This is a genomic window from Paenibacillus sp. FSL R10-2788 (assembly GCF_038003885.1).
Classification (GTDB): Bacteria; Bacillota; Bacilli; order Paenibacillales; family Paenibacillaceae; genus Paenibacillus_AQ; species Paenibacillus_AQ odorifer.
The window spans coordinates 2,791,151-2,809,334 of the sequence record NZ_JBBOQA010000001.1; the positions used below are offsets into that span (position 1 = coordinate 2,791,151).

Here is an 18,184-nt window from a genome sequence, read left to right on the forward strand (position 1 = left end):
CATAAGTTAGAGCAATGTATGGAAAACGATAGCAGCAACGTATTTGCATCTGTATAAGGCGCGCAGGAAGGGAGAACCCTATAGTGGGCTGTAAAGTAAATACTCCAAGAAAGGCCTGATGACCGTGAGAAAGTCATTGTTACTAAAGGGGTTAGTTCTTATGATTTTTACCTTGTCCTGCGTGTTCAACAGCGGTTGCAGCGTTATTAGAGACAAACCAGCCAAGAAAGATCTAAGTTTGGTGTTAGCGGGTATAACGGGCAGCGATGGGGTTACTTTTAAAGGGTCAACCATGCTTACAAAAGGTGGAAAGACCGTTCCGGAATCCATGATATTTTACGAAGGCACAGTACAGGACCATAAGAAGGTCAATCTGTATACACTGCTTCCTGATAAATCCTCATCCACAAAGAAAGCAGCTAATAGCGCTAAAGATTTAAAAAGCGGCATCACTTCTATGAAAGCTTTCCATAGTCAGCTAGAGAAAAAAGAGGGGGAATGGGTAGCGTTGACCACTGAAGGTTCATCTGAGGACGGAAATCCGCTTGCTTTGCTTAATCCGTTAAAACAGCTGGAGGAGCTGCAATCCATGGAGGCTAATGTGACTGAAGATGCGGGTGCAGGCAGAGGGACAAATGTGCTGCGGATCGAGCTGACGCCTGCTGAGGCCAGAAAGCAGCTGACTGCTGAATTAGAAAAAGAGATGCAAGACCTTCGACCTGAAACACCTGATTCGGCTGGAAAAATAACAAAGAACGATCAGGCGGTTACGCAAGCTTTAGTGGAGCTGTGGGAGAAGAAAAATAATGAATTACAGCAAAAGCTGAAACAAGCTAATGTTGAGACTGTCTACCATTTAACCGTTGATACAAAACATAATCTGCCGAGAAAGCTCACCTTAAATCGTAAGGTTACCTACTCGGAAGCGGGGAATAAATCTGATAATGAAACTTATGTATCACAGGTGAATTTTTCAGGCTTTCGTTGATTTTCACATTATCCTACAGGTCTTGCGCTCCATACAGGGCGTGCTACAATAGAAAAGCTTGCTTATTTTTTAGACAGAGGAAGGAAGAATACACAATGAAAGATCCCAGAATTCAAAAGCTGGCGGCTAACCTAGTCGGTTATTCCGTAAATGTCCAGCCAGGCGAGAACGTGCTCGTCGAAATGATTGGCAATGAAAGAGATTTAATTAAAGCAGTTGTAGAGGAAATCGGCAAAGCCGGCGGTCATGCTTTTGTACAATTAACAGATCGTACAGTCCTGCGCAGCATGCTTAAATACGCAACTCGTGAGAGTCTTCAGACATGGGCTGAAATTGACTTGAACCGGATGAAGCAAATGGATTGTTATATCGGGATTCGTGCAGGTGAGAATGTGAATGACCTGTCTGATGTTCCTGAAGAAAATATGAAATTGTATAACTCGTTGTACTCCCATCCAGTGCACAGTGAACAACGTGTGAAGCACACGAAGTGGGTAGTGCTGCGTTATCCGAATGCGAGCATGGCTCAGCTTGCGAATATTAGCACTGAAGCGTTTGAGGACTTTTATTTCGAAGTGTGTAATTTGGATTACGCCAAGATGGACAAGGCTCAGGATGCTTTAGCTGATCTCATGCGCAGAACGGATAAGGTACATATTTTGAGTGCTGGAACAGATCTTAAGTTCTCGATTAAAGGAATCGGTGCAGAGAAATGCTCCGGGCAAAAAAATATTCCGGATGGCGAGGTTTACAGCGCCCCAGTTCGCGATTCTGTAAATGGAACGATCAGCTATAATGCGCCGTCAGTATATAATGGAGTGACCTTTGAAAATATCAAATTCAAATTCGAGAACGGAAAAATTGTTGAAGCCACCAGCAATGACTCCGCTCGTTTGAACGAAATTTTGAATTCAGATGACGGCGCGCGTCATATTGGCGAATTCGCTATTGGTTTTAACCCTTACATTCTTCACCCGATGAATGATATTCTTTTTGACGAAAAAATCGCAGGCAGCCTGCACTTTACGCCAGGACAAGCATATGATGTTACAGATAACGGTAACCGCTCCTCCATTCACTGGGATCTTGTGTTGATCCAACGTACCGATTATGGCGGCGGTGAAATTTATTTTGACGATGTATTGATCCGTAAGGATGGAATTTTTGTGTTGCCGGAACTCGAAGGTCTGAATCCTGAAAACTTGAAATAAAATGTAATAACAAGAAAACTCCTTGCACAAGTAAGCGGATTCAATGTATCATAAGAAATGATAACAAAAGACTAAAGTTTTATAATCAAGTTGCGGAGGGATTTCTATGTCCAGTAACAATGCGGCAATTGTCGATATTGCCCAAACGGCAGGCCAGTTCAACTCTTCAATCGTTCTTCAAGCGGACAACAAGTACATTGATGTTAAAAGTATCCTTGGTTTGTTCACTACTTTGGTATCCAGCCAAAGCTATGAGCTTCATGTTCATGGGGCAGATGCTGAAGAAGCTAAGAAGGCAATGACTGAAGTGTTTGCAAAACACGGTTTGAAATTCACAGTTGTTGCTGAGTAATAGTCGTGCTAAAAACGTCCTACCGGTTTTCGGTGGGGCGTTTTTTCTAGAAGTAGATACGAAACTTGATAGGATAACGCAGCAGGTTCTTTTAAATATATGGTTAGTATAAACTGAATTGTTGTATTGATACCGGATTTCGTCTAATATTAAGTAAAATAGTAAAAGCAGCTTAACTTTTGGACATGGGGGGGATAGAGGCATGACTTCATCGGAATTACAGGAACAGTATAATCTTAAAGCAATCAATCTTCTACAAGAAGATGCCGATAAAATTCAGCAACTTATAGAAGTGCAGATGGAGAATCTGGCAACACGCTACTGCCCTCTCTATGAGGAAGTGCTGGATACCCAGATGTACGGTTTCTCCAGAGAAGTGGATTTTGCGGTTAGAGCAGGTTTGGTCCCAGAGATTACTGGTAAGATGGTACTAAGTAAGCTGGAGCGTAACTTAGCAGTACTCTACGAGGCTTTGAACAACAAAGCGAAGGAAGAATAAATATCGGTTTCTTAAGTATTTATAGAAGCGCACATGAGGACGAATCGCTCATGTGCGCTTTTTGTTGTGTACAATGGTTAATAATGATTATACGAGATAGAAGGAGACTCCTAAAATCAGGTAGACCGTTAATAACAAGAGACCCTCATACCAGTTAGTTGAGCCGTCCTGAGTAATTGATTTGGCAATAAAGACGGCTACACCGATGGCGACAATTTCGATGGTCGTAAAAACTATGTCCATTGTATCACCCATGAAATAACTGGCGAAGATTAGGACAGGTGCTACGAACAGGGCGATTTGCAGACTGCTTCCAACCGCAATTTCTACTGCCGCACCGATTTTGTTCTTCATGGCCAGCATAATGGCTGCACTATGCTCTGCGGCATTACCGATGATGGCTACGAGGAACGCACCTACAAACAGCTCGCTGAATCCGAAACGCTCTGTCAAAGTCTCTAACGTTCCTACCAGCCACTCACTCACGAAGGCTACCATTACAGTGGCAAGCACGAGATAAAGGATGGATTTGTTTTTGGACCAAGCAGGGGCATGTTCATGAGCTAATTCTTCTTTACCCTCTTCTGTAACGTCCTCTAGATGTTTCTTATGCGTGATCATGGAGAAGATTAGCCAAGCTATGTACGAAGCGATGAGCAGCCCGGCAACGATTAAACTGAGCACATCGGTATCCTTCTCCGTAATAGAGTGGGTGGTAAAGAACATAGCGGGAACAAATAAGGCAATGACGGCAACGATCATCAGGGAGCCATTCATTCCGGCAAGGGTTACGTTGAAGTTCTGAACTTTGAACTTCATCCCGCCGGCGAAAATACTCAATCCTAGAACAAGCAACAGGTTGCCGATAATAGAACCGGTAAGACTGGCTTTGACCATGTCGAACAATCCTTCCTTAACCAGGAAGAAGGCAATGATTAGCTCAGCAGCATTGCCGAAGGTGGCGTTTAGGAAGCCGCCCAGTCGTTGTCCGGCATAATGAGCTACACTTTCAGTGGCCCGGCCGAGAAAACCAGCCACAAACACCACAGCGATTGCTGATAGAATGAACTGCAGGGTATGATCCCAATCGGCATAATGGCCGATCGCACTAAGGATAAAGGCGATACCCATCAGTGATGGTGAAATCCATTTTTTCAATGTGAAGGCACTCCTATCTATGTATTTAGATTGAATTCATAATCAATATACCCAAATTGTTCCTAGGTGTAAACGAGAAAGCGATAAAGTGATTTGCTTTTTAGCCTGTTTTGGAATTACAATAATTGATAATGAGTGTAGGGGGGATATGGCATGGCAGAACAACTTCAACTGGAAATGGGAAATATACGAATTTCAAATGACGTCGTCTCAAAAATTGCCGGTTTGGCTGCCTTGGAGACTCCGGGAATTGCAGCCATGTCTGGTGGCCTGTCAGAAGGCTGGGCGAAACGTCTAAGCGGTAAGAACGTTCAGAAGGGCGTTACCGTTGAAGTAGGACAACTGGAAGCAGCAGTAGATCTACGAATTATCGTTCTCTATGAAACACCGATCCACGAAGTGTGCCGGATGCTTCAGCAGAACGTACGTGAAGCTGTGGAGAGCATGACTGGACTTCATATTGTTGAGGTAAATGTCAAAGTTGAAGGCGTAGCTTTCAAGAATGATGAAATCTCTTAAAAAACTTGTACACAAAAAAGCAGTCCAAGGTTAATTCCCTGGGCTGCTTTTTTATGTGTAAATTCCCTAACCTCCGGCTTTATAAAGCTTACCGGGAACGAACCTGTCTAACCGTTGTTACAGATTTCGTTACTTCCTCTTTGGCAGGAAGGTTGGTTTCTCTTGAGATGCTTAGCATAATTCCCATGCACAGCATGCTGACAAGGAGTGAAGAGCCCCCGTAGCTGATAAACGGCAAGGTAACGCCGGTAAGAGGGATTGTATTGGTTACACCGCCGATATTGACAAAGGCCTGAATGGCTATGAGGCCCATAATCCCAATTCCGACGAGCGTACCAAAGGGATCCTTACACCTTAAAGCGATTAGAATACCTCGCCAGATAAAATACAGATATAACATCAAAAATATGGAGGTCCCAAGAAAGCCGAACTCTTCACCAATTACGGGGAAGATAAAGTCCGTATAAGGGTATTTTAGATAGTCCAGCTTTTGAATGCTTTTGCCGAAGCCGGAACCACTTACTCCACCTTGGCCAAGAGCGGTTAAGGATTGAATAATGTTATAACCATCACCCTCAGCAACCTGATAAGGATCTAAAAAGGCAACGATACGACCTTTTCTATAATCCTGAGTGTCAGTGGCTTTATCGGATGGAGATAAGGAATCAATCGCTGCTTTGGCGCCTATAACTAGTCCTACACCCAGCACTAGCAGTGCTATAGAGCCCAGAATATGCTTCATGCTGGCACCACCGGCATAAATAACAAGTCCGCTGGTAGCTACGAGAATAAGGCAAGAACCTAAATCCGGCTGCATCATTATAAGTCCGGCAACAATACCCACGATGACCATTACAGGGATATATCCTGTACGGAAATCTCTAAACCGTTCACCTTTTTTGGTGATAAGTGCTGAGATATACAGGATAATCGATATTTTGGCTAATTCGGTGGGTTGAATTCCAAGTGTTCCGATACTAAGCCAGCTCTTGGCACCATTAATTTTTTCAGAGAAGGCTACCACGAGCAGAAGTATAACGGTGATGATAAAAATAGGTACATACCACTTCTTAAACTTACTGTAGTGAATGTTCATAGCTATAAACATAACAATGGTTCCGAGTACGATCCAGATCACTTGGCGTTTAATGAAAAATAGAGGGTCATTACCGAACTTCGAGCTTGCTAAGGTTAAGCTTGAGCTAGCACTGAAGACCATGACTAGACCGAAACCCACAAGTAGTAGTGTTAAGATAAGTAGTTGGAAATCGGGTGTTCCTCTTTTGGGCAGGCTGACATTTTGTTTCGTCGTTCCCTTTCTGTTACTCAAGCCTCTAACAGCTGCTTTAATTCAAGAATCCGCTTAGCAGCAGTGTCCAATACTGGTTTTGGCACCGGAGATTCATATTCCAGGCCATGAGGGAAGGTTGCTTTTCCTAAGTATACGGCTTCAATTGCAAGTACGGCATCAGACTTCTCTAGTTTTCCCTCGACAGCGCGAGTGTTAATGCGTAGGAAGTATTCGCCACCATCCTGTGGGTCTTCAATTTTGCAGTCGTAAGTGGCACGATAGTATTCCCATTGCCAGCGGATGAAGCCAGCTTTTGTGGCACTCTCGTCCAGATAGAGAAGATCACTCTTCAATCCTACGAGGCCCGTGTTCTCAAAAATCATAGCACGCATATCCCCCTTATGAAGTATAATGATGAATTTCTGATCCGATTGCTGATGTTCTACCTCATGATAGTATGTTTCTAAAGGTTGTGCAAGAGTAGGCAGTGCCTAACAATACCCAGTTTTTTGCGTTTCTGCTACAATAAAAGAATTATAGTCGTTCGCGGCTGGAACAAAGTGAACAGGACTGCTATCGCTTGCTATGGATGCGGGTTTATCGAGAAGGGGATGGAGAACTTATGAAGAGCTTAGCGGTTGATTCGCTCATGCCGGAGATCGTGGAATGGAGACGCCATTTGCATCGTCATCCGGAGTTGTCTTTTCATGAAAAGGAAACGTCAGCATTTATAGCAGATAAGTTAGCCGAATTTGGAATTGAAGTCAGAAAAAGCGGGAAAGGGTATGGTGTGCTTGGCATACTACGGGGAAAGCGGCCGGGGAAAACTGTGGTTCTTCGTGCGGACATGGATGCCCTACCTATTAAAGAGGAGAACAAGAAGGATTACGTTTCGCAAAATGAAGGGGTAATGCATGCCTGTGGACATGATGGCCACACTTCCATACTGCTCGGTGTAGCCTCTTACTACAGCAGCCGGCTTGAGGAGCTGGAAGGGGAGCTGCGTTTTCTTTTTCAGCCCGCAGAGGAAGTATGCCCAGGAGGGGCGCAGGGGATGATTGCCGAAGGCATGTTAGAAGGAGCGGATGCGGTGTATGGTCTGCATCTGTGGACTCCATTGCCTATGGGAACTGTTGGGAGTGCTCCGGGACCGTTGATGGCGTCTGCGGACGAGTTTTTTATAGATATCATTGGCAAAGGCGGACACGGCGGCATGCCGAACCGTACCATTGATAGCATCGTGGCGGGAGCGGCGCTGGTGACCCAGCTGCAGAGCATTGTAAGCCGCTCTGTGAACCCGCTGGAGCCCGCTGTACTCAGTGTAGGAACCATTCAAGGGGGATTCGCCCAGAATGTCATTGCCGAGCAATGCCGGATCACAGGGACAGTACGGGCATTCGACGAGGAGACACGGCATTTGATACGCCAGCGAATCGAAGAAATGACCGTTTCTATTGCCAGCGCTTACGGGGCAGAAGCTAAGATAGATTACGTTATGGGATATCCTCCCCTCGTAAATCATGATGGTGAAGTGCAGCGGTTTTTCGAGGTGGCCCCAGCGGCTTTAGGAGAATCTGTTGAAGTGATTCGGATGGAAAAGCTGATGCCAGCTGAGGATTTTGCCTATTATGTTAAGGAGATTCCAGGCTGCTTTATGTTTGTGGGTGCCGGAAATCCGGATAAAGAGGCTGACTATCCACATCATCATAGCAAATTTGATTTTGACGAAGATGCCATGCTGCACGGAATGAAGCTGCTCATTGCTATGGCGAATTCCTGTATGCGTGAGGACACAATCGTATAATTTCGTTTCATAGAGGAGAACCTATTCCCATAACATGGAGACCATGATTAGGAGGGTTCATTCTTGAAAACAGTGAAAGAGGTTATGACGAAGGAGCCTGCAACGGTTACGCTGCAAGATAATGTGTATGAAGTTGCCGTGAAAATGCGAGATTATGACACTGGATTTATACCTGTTGTTGATAATGAAGAACATAAGACACTGCTCGGTGTAATTACTGACCGCGATCTCGTGATTAGAGGTTATGCGGCTAAACATCCTGGTTCAACCTCAGTGGAAACTGTAATGAGTAAAGAGATTCAGACCGTCTCGGAGAATACTTCAGTAGATGAGGCTGCAGAGGTAATGGCTGGCTGTCAAATTCGCAGGCTGGCGGTGACACGTGACCAGAAACTGGTGGGCGTAGTGTCGATTGGAGATCTGGCTGTGCGCGACATTTTTGCGGATGAAGCTGGTGAAGCCCTCCATGATATTTCGCAGCAGCACTTACATTAAATAGTCAGATAGGGAAGCTCATGACCGTTATGCGGGGATGGGCTTTTTCCTGTTATATGAAAATAAACAAAATTACATAGCGCAAGCTTAAATCACTTGAACACTAGGGAGGAAAAGCTATGAATGGATCAGGAGCTTGCATCGTACGCAGGGACCGGACAATTTTACTGGAATGTGCTCATCCGGATTTTGAGGTGGCAAGGAAAAAGCTAGGGACCTTCGCGGAGCTGATAAAAAGTCCTCCTGCTTACCATACCTACCGAATTACCCCTTTATCTCTTTGGAATGCAGCTGCGCTTAATTATACTGCTGAGGAGATTATCACTAGCCTGCATCACCTTGTACGCTGGGGTGTTCCCACAGGATTGGAGGAGGAAATTGAAACTCTTTTGTCCAGATATGGAAAGCTGACTCTTCATGGCCAAGAGACTCAGAATGAGGTCGTTATGTTAAGAGCGGATGCTCCTGAGCTTTTGAATGAATTGAGTGATGTACAAGGTCTAAAAGCGTTGGGTCTACTGAGAATAAATCCTCTGGAATGCTCGTGCCCCGCGGAGAATAGAGGGCTTTTGAAACAAGAGCTGATGAGAATGGGGTATCCAGTTCTCGACTACGCCGGATATCATGAAGGGCAAGCGCTTAGCTTGACCTGGAAGGAGAATCTCGATACCTGCAAGGCTGATTCGGCAAACGATTCATTTGGCTTACGTGAATATCAGCAGGAGGCCGTTCAGCTGTTTCAAGGGACAGAAGGACAAGGGGGAAGCGGTGTGGTGGTGCTGCCTTGTGGCGCAGGGAAGACAATTGTAGGAGTAGCAGTACTTGAAAGTCTCCAATGTGAAACCCTAATTTTAACTTCAAATACAACGTCCGTAAGGCAATGGATGGATGAACTGCTGGAGCGAACAGATTTGGCTGGGGAGGCAGTGGGGGAATATTCCGGTGAAAAAAGAGAAGTGCGGCCAGTTACCATTGCCACCTATCAAATATTAACGCATCGTTCGTCCAAAGACGGTCCGTTTCTCCATATGAAGCTGTTTAACGAACGCAATTGGGGCTTGATTATATATGATGAGGTTCACCTGCTTCCAGCGCCTGTATTTCGGGCTACAGCAGACATTCAGGCTACACGTCGACTGGGGCTTACAGCCACTTTGGTTAGAGAAGACGGGAAGGAAGGGGATGTGTTCTCTTTAATCGGACCGAAACGCTACGATTTGCCTTGGAAGGAGCTGGAGCAGCAGGGCTGGATCGCTGAAGTGGAATGTGTAGAGATCATTGTGCCGATGAATCCGGAGCTTAAACAAGAATATATGTACGCGGCGGCAAAAGAAAAATTTCGTATGGCTTCCTGCAATCCTGCCAAAGCTGAAATTGTAGCTAAGCTACTAAAGTTCCATACAGGTTCTTCGGTGCTGGTTATTGGACAATATCTCGATCAGTTAAGTGAACTGGCTGACAGGATCGGGGCGCCTTTAATTACCGGCAAAACGAAGCAGCGTGAAAGAGACGAGCTATATGCGGCTTTTAACGAGGGAGATATACAGGTACTGGTGGTGTCAAAAGTAGCGAATTTCGCGGTGAATTTACCTGACGCGTCGATTGCAATTGAAGTCTCGGGAGCTTATGGATCACGGCAGGAGGAAGCCCAGCGACTAGGTCGAATTCTCCGTCCCAAAGCGGGGGAGAATAAAGCCTATTTCTATACACTGGTATCTGAAGATAGCCGGGAACAGGATTTCGCTTTGCGCCGCCGGATGTTTTTGACTGAGCAGGGCTATGAATATGTCGTTAAAAAGATGCCGAGTGGAGAGGAGAGAACCATCCATTGAACCAGCTGTCTACAGAAGCATTAGAGGTCTTAAAGCGATTATGTGCAGCTTATGCTGCCCAGCCGTTTGAGGAAGGGAAGGAAGAACGATTGCGCCCTGTGGCGCTTTGTCGTGCTGAGCAAAAGCTTGCAATGAACGAATTGCGCCGCGAGGGGCTGTTAACTGCAAGGCATAAAATATTAGGCGAAAAGCTGTACCAGATTCCTGTTGATCAGCTGCCGGCAATTGAACAAGAATTTTTCCCGTATCAGCCGCAATTCATTGCCGGGCATTTAGTGAGTCTTACCATGGAAGCAGGAGCCGGACTGGCGATAGATTTGTTTCGGGCTTTGCTGTTCACCGCTTGGGAAGGGTTGCCGCTGACAGCCAAGGGGATTATTCATAAAAAGCATCTAAACCGCTTAGCGGCGCAGCTTTCTTTTGGGGAGGAGCATTTGCAAGGGCTCTCCGTAGGTTCTCTTTTAGAGGAACAGAAAACACTTTCTGTCATAGCGACGGTGGATATTCTGCTGTGTCTTGGACTTATTCGCAGGCAGAGTGCCGGATACACGCTTGATCTGGAGCTGTTGGATCGTTGGCTGCAGCTTCCTGAAGCGACGATGAGTGACATTCTTTATGGGATTGTAATTAATCGCTCTGGAAGCGTGGGCCCAGCCGATCAACATTTTCGTTATATAATTTCTAATGCAGATTTTATCCCCGGGAAATGGATAATGCTGCCCGCACTATTAGACTGGATGATGGCTTCTAATCTCACAGGTAACGTTGCCCGTAATGAGCTTGAGAAGTCAAGCTTGAACTGGTTACGTTGTTTAACAGGCTTTGGCTGGTGTGAACTGGGAGAAACCGCTGAGGGCATGTTGTGTTTTCGCTGGACCGCTGCTAAGCCAATGCTATCTGCTGAGAGGGGATCATTCGCTGCTGTTGGGTCTGGAGATACACAGGAACAGTTTATTGTGCAGCCGGATTTCGAGGTGCTGGTTCCACCGGAGGTCCCCTATTCTGTACGATGGACACTGGCTGGCTGCGCTGAGCTCCAGCAAAGTGATACGATATGGAGCTTCCGGCTGACGAAAGAGAGGTTGGAACTTGCAGCTGAGCGTGGAATGTCACCGAATGACATCATCTCCTGGATAAGTGAGCATGCAATGGGCGGGCTTCCTTCGGTGGTTCAAATGTCCCTTGAGCAATGGGCAAAAAGCATTGGCCGTACTTCACTATCGCAAGTAATTCTCTTGACCTGTCAGACGGAAGCCGATGGAGCTGCTATCGCAGCTCACCCGCGTTTACAGGAGAATCTTGAACGTATCGGTCCTTTACATTTCATAGTGGACCCGGAATATATGGAACAGATACGAAAAGAACTGTACTCCGCGGGGCTAGCGCCTTCCAGAATCATTGGAGGACAAGGGGAGGATCCAAACGTAGGGTGGAGTTGGTTTCCTCATGAAACAGGAAACCCCGAGGCAACGTATGTTCTTCCAGAGCTGAATGTAGAACTAGGATTGCTGTCCAAAGGGAATCCTTTTCTTAACCTGCCGGTTATTGCTCCTGAACAAGAGGAGGAGATTCTCTTCGGTGGAGAAAATGTACCGCAGATCTGGAGCAAAGAATGGCGGCATTATCATAGCTCGACTGCACAAAAGGTGATGGAGCAAGGGTTAAGATGGGGAGTCAAAGTGCGTTTTGCACTAAAAGATCAGATGTTAGATTTTATCCCTTCCCGCATAAGCGGAAATCCATGGAGAGTTTCCGGACAGCTGCTCTATCACGATGGTGAAACGGTTGAAGATATAGAGCTCACTCCGGAAGACTGGAAGGAAATGAAGTTAGTTATTCCCAAAGGACGAAGAAATTCCTCTTCTGCTCAAGCGAGTGATTATGGTATGATAGAAAAGTCTACTGAATCGGTAGATCATTAACGAAGAAAAGAGCTGAGTTCATGAGCGTAGCTGAAATAAATACGGTCGATATGGCTGAAGTGCTGACATACGCCTATGAATTAGGCGATATGATTAATCAATCCGCCGAGGTGTCGGATTACTTATACTGGAAAGGACGGGTTGATACGAACCCCGAAATTCAGGCCATGGTCAAACGACTTCAGACTAAGAAGGAGTTGTTTGAAGAAACACAGCGATTCGGACATTTCCACCCGAATTATCATTCAGCAAAGGATGAGGTTTCGGCAGTAGAAGCGGAACTGGAGCGGTTCGAAGAAGTTGTTCGTTTCAAGCTGGCAGAGAAGACCCTTGACGACATTCTGCATTCCATGTCGGAAGCGATTGCTTTTTCAGTATCCGATAGCATTAAAGTACCAAGTAATGATCCTTCCCCTAAAGGTGGATGCGGCAGCGGGGGAAAATGCTCCTGCGGATAAGCTTCCCTTAGGATTTAGAGAGAGAAAGGCGGTTTAGCTTATGTTTGCGGAACGGACAGGATACATCATTTGGGTAAGTGACGTTAAAGCGGCACGTAACCTTGAGAAATACGGAACATTACATTATGTTTCTCGGAAAATGCATTATGCAGTTATGTATGTAAATGCAGAACGGGCCGAGGAAGTTATGAAGAATGTCCGCAGACTCTCCTATGTGCGAAAGATTGAAAGATCTTATCGTAACGAAATTAAGACAGAGTATACTAGTAATGGACCGGACAAGTCCCGTAATTACAGTATGTGATTCCAGGAGATAAACAGGCGCTTAAACAGCGTCTGTTTTTTTTATGCTTATTTACAAAAAAACGCCATTACTCTCGACGGTAGAAACTTGTACAACTTTCGGCAATGAGGTAAGATGACAACATTAAGTGCATACTAAGACCCTTATGGTGGAGTGTGATGATGATGCGCAACAAGGGGACGGATTGGCCCAGCACTTATGAGCCCTTCCACATCATGCTGAACGATTACAGGGTCGCCGATATCGTTATAACCAATCATGCGAAGAGCCGTTATATGGACCGCATCAGCAATGGTGCAAGCAATGCCGAAGAGGTCGCTGCATGGATGTGGCAGTGCCTAATGCAGAATCGGATCAAGCCCTTTTCAAGCAGTGATTATAACGCATATTTAATTGACGATGACTCTGTAGTAATCGCTGAGTTTACGGAATTGACAGGTGAGAGAGATCTCTCAGGCCAGCCATTATATTCTATGATCATCGTTTCGTTTCTTGGGAGAATCTCGGAGATGCCACAGTTGAGAGATTTAAAGACCTATTTTTCACTGCTGCGTAATTCTCACCGCACAAAGCTGTCGAAGAAGAAACGAAGACGCAAATAGTCTATAAAGAAACGGGCAAGAGGCATGCGGCGAGTCTGCATGTCCTTTTTAAAAATATAAGAATTTATATACAGCACGATTATAATATTCTTAAGTTTCTACGAGAAACGATTGTCGTCTTTAAAGGACGTTCTTTTTGTAATATAAGGAGTTGCGAAGCATGAACTTTCATCAGCTGCATATTTTTTATACGGTCTCCGAGCGGGGAAGCTTCTCGGCGGCGGCGCAGACTTTACATATGACTCAACCAGCTGTGACCATGCAGGTACAGGCACTGGAGGATTATTTTGGCACCAAATTGTTTAATCGTTCCACCAAAAAAATCGTACTCTCTGAGGCAGGGCACACTCTAATGCCATACGCGCTACGCAGTATTCTGCTGATGCGAGAGACGGATCAAGCCATGTCAGCATTCACACATATGCTGGAAGGGAGATTGCAGCTTGGGGCGAGTCTTACGATAGGAGAATACGTGCTGCCACGGCTGTTAGGCCCTTTCGGAAAGCAATATCCTAACATTTCAATTATGATGAAAGTGATGAACACCTCGCAAATTATGGAGGAAATCCTCAAGCATCAACTGAATTTTGGTTTAATTGAAGCCCCGGTCACACATCCGGACATGGAGATCGAGCCCGTGATGGGGGATGAGCTGAAGTTGATCGTGCCATATGATCATCCACTTGCGGAGCAGCAAGAGGTTACCTTGGAGCAAGTGCTTCAGCATCCTTTTGTATTGCGTGAGCAGGGCTCAGGAACACGGCGTGTGATGGAAGAGCAGCTGTTCTCCAAGGGACTTGATCCGGGAACAATGAAGATCGTGATGGAGCTTGGAAGTACGGGAGCTGTGAAATCAGCGGTGGAAGCAGGTCTTGGCATAACGATCATATCGACCTCTTCGGTTAAGCATGAAGTTGCGCTTGGACTGTTGAAAATTGTGAATATCTCCGATGCCTCTTTTAAAAGACAATTCTACGCCATTCATTTAAAATCAACATTGCTGCCAATTTCTGCAGTAACCTTCCTGACTTATTTGCGTGAGCATTCGAATGAAATCTGATAGTTAAAGCGGGGGATATCACAATGTCAATTGTTCTACGTGGAGAAAAGCTAGTATTGCGCGATATTACAGAGGCTGATTTTCAGAAGCTTTATTATCACTATCATGAAGCTGAAGACCGTGAACACTTGAAATGGGATGGTCCTTATAAATCTTTGGCACATCAAAGATTCGAAAAGTTTACCGAGGACTACATAGGTCATTTGGCGTTAGTTGAGACGGAAACCCCGCGTAACCTGTTGATCATAGAAATAGACGGCAAGGTAAAGGGGAAAGTAGGACGCTACTGGATATCGCAAGAAACCAACTGGATGGAGATTGGTATAGTAATCTTTGATTCTAGTTATTGGTCAGGTGGTTACGGTACGGAAGCGTTTAAGATGTGGATAGATTATTTATTTAATTCTCTTGATACAGTCCGTCTTGGAATAGGCACCTGGTCAGGGAATAAAAGAATGATCGGGTTGGCAGCGAAATGTGGCATGGTGGAGGAAGCTCGCGTCCGTAAAGCACGAATCGTGCGAGGAGAATACTACGATGCCATAAAAATGGGGATTCTGCGGGAAGAGTGGGAGAATGCAGGCAACCTACCTGCGAAGGATGTATGCGACCTCCATACCCATACTCAAGCCTCTGACGGCATGCAGCCACCAGCGGAGAATGTACGACTTGCTAAGGAGAAGGGGCTAAGCGCTGTTGCCATTACGGATCATGATACAGTGGCTGGCGTGAAGGAAGCCTGTGAAGCAGGGGATAAGTACGGAATAACCGTTGTGCCTGGTGTAGAGATCAGTACGCGTGCTGGTGGCAAAGACATTCATGTGCTGGGCTATTATGTTGATCCTGAGAATGAACAATTTCTCTCACGTTTGGAAGGGCTAAGAGATACCCGGGCACTTAGAAATGAAGCGATAATTACCAAGCTGCAAGACCTTGGGATTGCGATTACCTTGGAACAGGTTATAGCGGGGATCGGGCGGGAATTGAAGCCTGATGAAAGCATCGGCCGGCCACATATTGCCGACGAGCTGGTTCGGATTGGGGCAGCTACCGATATGAGAGATGCCTTCAACAAGTATTTGGCCGAGGGTGCAGCGGCCTATGTGTCACCTCCTAGAATCACACCGGAGGAAGCTTGCGAGTGGATCATTGAGGCAGGAGGTTCTCCAGTATTAGCCCATCCGGGTTTGTACGGGGATGACCTTCTGGTGCGAGATATTCTGGAGCAAGGCGCTTTTAAAGGGATTGAGGTCTATCACTCTGATCATGGACCTGCGGAAGAAGAACGTTACCAAGTTATGGCTGAGGATTATAATCTGTTAATAACCGGAGGTTCTGACTTTCATGGTGCCCGTCAAGGCGTGATTTTTCACGGGGATATCGGCAGTGTTACGGTTTCTACAGAAGTACTGAAGTTTTTAAACAAAAAGGCATGAAATTAGTGCGGAGCGAATTATAAAAAACCTCCAGCTTTAGATGTTCAACATCTGCAGATGGAGGTTTCTTTATATCTAGTATTTAGCTTCTCAAAGTATTTGGAAGACTCTTAATTCTTTCCTCATTGGGTGTGACGAACAGTGTCTTTTGATGATCATAGATTACAAATCCCGGCTTGGAACCGCTTGGTTTACGTACATAGCGGATCAATGTACAGTCCACAGGCACACTGCTGGACTGTTTGGCTTGGCTGAAATAAGCGGCAAGCTGAGCGGCTTCTTCCAGCGTTGCATCTCCAAATTGCTCACTTCGGATGACCACGTGTGATCCGGGGATGTCCTTGGTATGCAGCCAAGTATCATTCGGAGAAGCCAGTCGATTGGTGACGTATTCGTTCTGCAAATTATTTTTGCCGACATAAATATCGATTCCTTCTGAAGAGGTGAAGACCTGTAATGTGGGTCTGGTGGCCTTTTTCTTCTTTTTGCCCTTTTTGCTCCGGTCTCGCAGATAACCTTGGCTTACAAGCTCGTCGCGGATCTCCTCAATATCGTTGAGGGAAGCGTGGGCAAGTTGCTGCAGCAGACTCTCCATATACAGAATTTCCTCATGCGTCTTCAAAAGCTGTTCATTAATGACAAGCAGGCTGTTTTTATATTTGTTGTATTTTTTGAAATAACGTTGTGCATTGTCCGAAGGATTTAATAACGGATCGAGCGGAACCACCATTTCCGCCTGATTTTCATCATAATAATTGACCAAGGAGGCTTCTTTATCCCCTTTGGATACCGCGTGTAATGAAGCGAAAAGCAACTCACCCCAAATGCGGTAACGATCAGCATCCTGAGCTTCGTCGAGATCCTTCTGCAAATTAGCGAGTTTCTTAACGTTTTTGCTCCGTTCATTGCTGAGGAAGCGGATCAAATCACTCACCCGTTGCTTTACAGTATCGCGCTCGGCTTTATCCCCGTAATAATCCTCCATACATTCACTGATGGAGTTGTAATGTTTCGCACTCTCACCCAGAAGTGTTAAGGGGATCGCAGAAAAAATCATCTTACCTTTTGCGTTTGCACCTGCAACAGGAGAAAATTCGTTATCGCGTACGGATCCCATTACGGAATGGAAGGCAACCCATAATTGTGTCGGAAATGCTGCTTCGGATTCTGTAACGCCTTTATCCAGGGTGTTTCTCAGACGAAGAGCAATTTCACCAGCAATCAGTGGGCTCATTCCGCTGAAAGCATGTACCATCCAGCCCACGGGGTCAGCTGAGGGAGAAGGACCGCCAGAGCCGTCAGGTTTTTGCTCTACTGCTTCTTTTGTGATCAGATTAGCAAGCTCACCCTCAATGATTTCTTCTGGCTCAGCCTCCTCATCATCCTCTATCAGTGCAGCTTCTTCAGCAGCCGAGATTAAATTGAGAAATTGCTCCTGACCAATCTCCAAAGGGTTCAGCTTATGTTGCTGTGGCGGTTCTGTGTATGCGATACCGGGCATCACAATCCGATAGCTGCTGATCGATGGAGTTACATGATGAATGCCGTCTATGATCGTTCCAGAACTGAGATCAGTAAGAATGATGTTACTGTGTCGACCCATGAGTTCTATGATGATCTTTTTGGCAAAGACGTCACCAAGCTCATCTCTAGTCTTGACGTTTATGTGAATAATTCGTTCCATACCTACCTGCGTAATACTTTCAATGGTCCCTCCCTCACAATGCTTCCGCATAAGCATGCAGAACATGGGTGCTTCCGAAGGATTAATGCTGTTTCTTTCGGTAAAATGCACCCGAGGATACGTTGGATTAGCAGAGAGCAGCAGCTTGCCGCCGCCACCTGCGCCGCGCAGGTTAAAAATTAAATCGTGATTGTTCGGTTGATATATTTTTCCTATACGTGCACCTATGAATGATTGCAATTCGTGCACGATAGCTCGGGTAACAATGCCGTCTAATGCCATGATAAAGCTCTCCTGTCGCCGTGAAATGAATTTCTTAAATATAAGAAAGTAAAAGTTTCACACAATACTTATATCTTATATTTCTCGCTCAAACGCTTACCTGTCCTTATAAGGACGCCGAAGACGTCTATGCTCACCTCTCTATGATGCCATACTTTAGGACATTCGCGCAAAAGGGGAATTGGATAGGGGTGATATTATTGGACGACCTTGAATACATTTGTCATGAACAGGTGGAAAAGCTGTGCGCCGCCGGAAGTAAAGAAACGACCGGGAGGGAAAGAAAA

The 18,184-nt window shown here is 45.7% G+C and carries 18 protein-coding genes and 1 pseudogene; 15 read left to right on the forward strand and 4 right to left on the reverse strand.

Annotation, left to right across the window (positions count from 1 at the left end; genetic code table 11):
- Positions 1-160 precede the first annotated feature (160 nt).
- From NSQ50_RS12220 to NSQ50_RS12235, 4 genes are all read left to right on the forward strand, one after another.
- Positions 161-988, forward strand: a complete 828-nt coding sequence (locus NSQ50_RS12220) for a hypothetical protein (protein WP_036686151.1) — start codon at positions 161-163, stop codon at positions 986-988.
- A 95-nt stretch (positions 989-1,083) separates the two neighbouring features.
- Positions 1,084-2,199 (forward strand): aminopeptidase, encoded by a 1,116-nt coding sequence (locus NSQ50_RS12225; RefSeq protein WP_076223881.1) that lies wholly within the window; start codon positions 1,084-1,086, stop codon positions 2,197-2,199.
- A 106-nt stretch (positions 2,200-2,305) separates the two neighbouring features.
- Positions 2,306-2,551 carry an HPr family phosphocarrier protein gene (locus NSQ50_RS12230; protein ID WP_036686154.1) on the forward strand — a complete coding sequence of 82 codons (246 nt, stop codon included), beginning with the start codon at positions 2,306-2,308 and terminating at the stop codon, positions 2,549-2,551.
- 202 nt (positions 2,552-2,753) lie between these two features.
- Positions 2,754-3,050, forward strand: coding sequence for a YlaN family protein (locus NSQ50_RS12235; RefSeq protein ID WP_036686156.1), 297 nt, complete (start codon positions 2,754-2,756; stop codon positions 3,048-3,050).
- An 87-nt stretch (positions 3,051-3,137) separates the two neighbouring features.
- Here NSQ50_RS12235 and cax read toward each other — a convergent pair whose 3' ends face one another.
- Positions 3,138-4,208 (reverse strand): calcium/proton exchanger, encoded by a 1,071-nt coding sequence (cax, locus tag NSQ50_RS12240; RefSeq protein WP_036686157.1) that lies wholly within the window; start codon positions 4,206-4,208, stop codon positions 3,138-3,140.
- Between the two features lie 153 nt (positions 4,209-4,361).
- On the opposite strand from cax, the gene NSQ50_RS12245 reads away from it, so the two are divergent.
- Positions 4,362-4,727, forward strand: coding sequence for an Asp23/Gls24 family envelope stress response protein (locus tag NSQ50_RS12245; RefSeq protein WP_019911482.1), 366 nt, complete (start codon positions 4,362-4,364; stop codon positions 4,725-4,727).
- An 88-nt stretch (positions 4,728-4,815) separates the two neighbouring features.
- Here the strand turns inward: NSQ50_RS12245 and ftsW are convergent, their stop codons facing one another.
- The gene (gene ftsW / locus NSQ50_RS12250; RefSeq protein WP_081383704.1) at positions 4,816-6,057 is read right to left on the reverse strand and encodes a putative lipid II flippase FtsW; all 1,242 of its coding nucleotides are present in this window, start codon (positions 6,055-6,057) and stop codon (positions 4,816-4,818) included.
- Entirely contained in the window at positions 6,054-6,401 is a 348-nt protein-coding gene (locus NSQ50_RS12255) for a YugN family protein (RefSeq protein ID WP_036686159.1), read from the reverse strand. Before NSQ50_RS12255 ends, ftsW begins: the two co-directional genes overlap by 4 nt.
- A 239-nt stretch (positions 6,402-6,640) precedes the next feature.
- Here NSQ50_RS12255 and NSQ50_RS12260 point away from each other — a divergent pair, with 239 nt between their 5' ends.
- The 10 genes and pseudogenes from NSQ50_RS12260 to NSQ50_RS12305 all read left to right on the forward strand — a co-directional run bounded on the left by NSQ50_RS12260 (position 6,641) and on the right by NSQ50_RS12305 (position 15,931).
- Positions 6,641-7,822: a M20 family metallopeptidase gene (locus NSQ50_RS12260; protein ID WP_076223878.1), complete on the forward strand. Its 1,182-nt coding sequence runs from the start codon at positions 6,641-6,643 to the stop codon at positions 7,820-7,822.
- A gap of 63 nt (positions 7,823-7,885) precedes the next feature.
- A complete protein-coding gene (locus tag NSQ50_RS12265) occupies positions 7,886-8,317 on the forward strand; it encodes a CBS domain-containing protein (RefSeq protein ID WP_076223876.1) in 432 nt (143 codons plus the stop codon).
- Between the two features lie 119 nt (positions 8,318-8,436).
- Entirely contained in the window at positions 8,437-10,149 is a 1,713-nt protein-coding gene (locus tag NSQ50_RS12270; protein ID WP_076223874.1) for a DNA repair helicase XPB, read from the forward strand.
- Positions 10,146-12,071: a helicase-associated domain-containing protein gene (locus NSQ50_RS12275; RefSeq protein ID WP_076223872.1), complete on the forward strand. Its 1,926-nt coding sequence runs from the start codon at positions 10,146-10,148 to the stop codon at positions 12,069-12,071. The genes NSQ50_RS12270 and NSQ50_RS12275 overlap by 4 nt, the downstream gene beginning before the upstream one ends.
- A 20-nt stretch (positions 12,072-12,091) precedes the next feature.
- Positions 12,092-12,529 (forward strand): YlbF family regulator, encoded by a 438-nt coding sequence (locus NSQ50_RS12280; protein WP_076129134.1) that lies wholly within the window; start codon positions 12,092-12,094, stop codon positions 12,527-12,529.
- A 40-nt stretch (positions 12,530-12,569) separates the two neighbouring features.
- The gene (locus NSQ50_RS12285; RefSeq protein ID WP_036686170.1) at positions 12,570-12,833 is read left to right on the forward strand and encodes a YlbG family protein; all 264 of its coding nucleotides are present in this window, start codon (positions 12,570-12,572) and stop codon (positions 12,831-12,833) included.
- Between the two features lie 164 nt (positions 12,834-12,997).
- Complete coding sequence (locus tag NSQ50_RS12290) at positions 12,998-13,435, forward strand: hypothetical protein (RefSeq protein ID WP_076129159.1); 438 nt, start codon at positions 12,998-13,000, stop codon at positions 13,433-13,435.
- A gap of 160 nt (positions 13,436-13,595) precedes the next feature.
- Positions 13,596-14,495 (forward strand): selenium metabolism-associated LysR family transcriptional regulator, encoded by a 900-nt coding sequence (locus tag NSQ50_RS12295; RefSeq protein ID WP_036686171.1) that lies wholly within the window; start codon positions 13,596-13,598, stop codon positions 14,493-14,495.
- Between the two features lie 23 nt (positions 14,496-14,518).
- Positions 14,519-14,971: pseudogene (locus NSQ50_RS12300) on the forward strand (GNAT family N-acetyltransferase); the annotation flags it as partial.
- Positions 14,972-15,043: 72 nt separating this feature from the next.
- Positions 15,044-15,931 (forward strand): PHP domain-containing protein, encoded by an 888-nt coding sequence (locus NSQ50_RS12305; RefSeq protein WP_076224033.1) that lies wholly within the window; start codon positions 15,044-15,046, stop codon positions 15,929-15,931.
- Positions 15,932-16,013: 82 nt separating this feature from the next.
- Here NSQ50_RS12305 and NSQ50_RS12310 read toward each other — a convergent pair whose 3' ends face one another.
- Entirely contained in the window at positions 16,014-17,897 is a 1,884-nt protein-coding gene (locus NSQ50_RS12310) for an Rqc2 family fibronectin-binding protein (RefSeq protein WP_076099568.1), read from the reverse strand.
- Between the last annotated feature and the right edge of the window lie 287 nt (positions 17,898-18,184).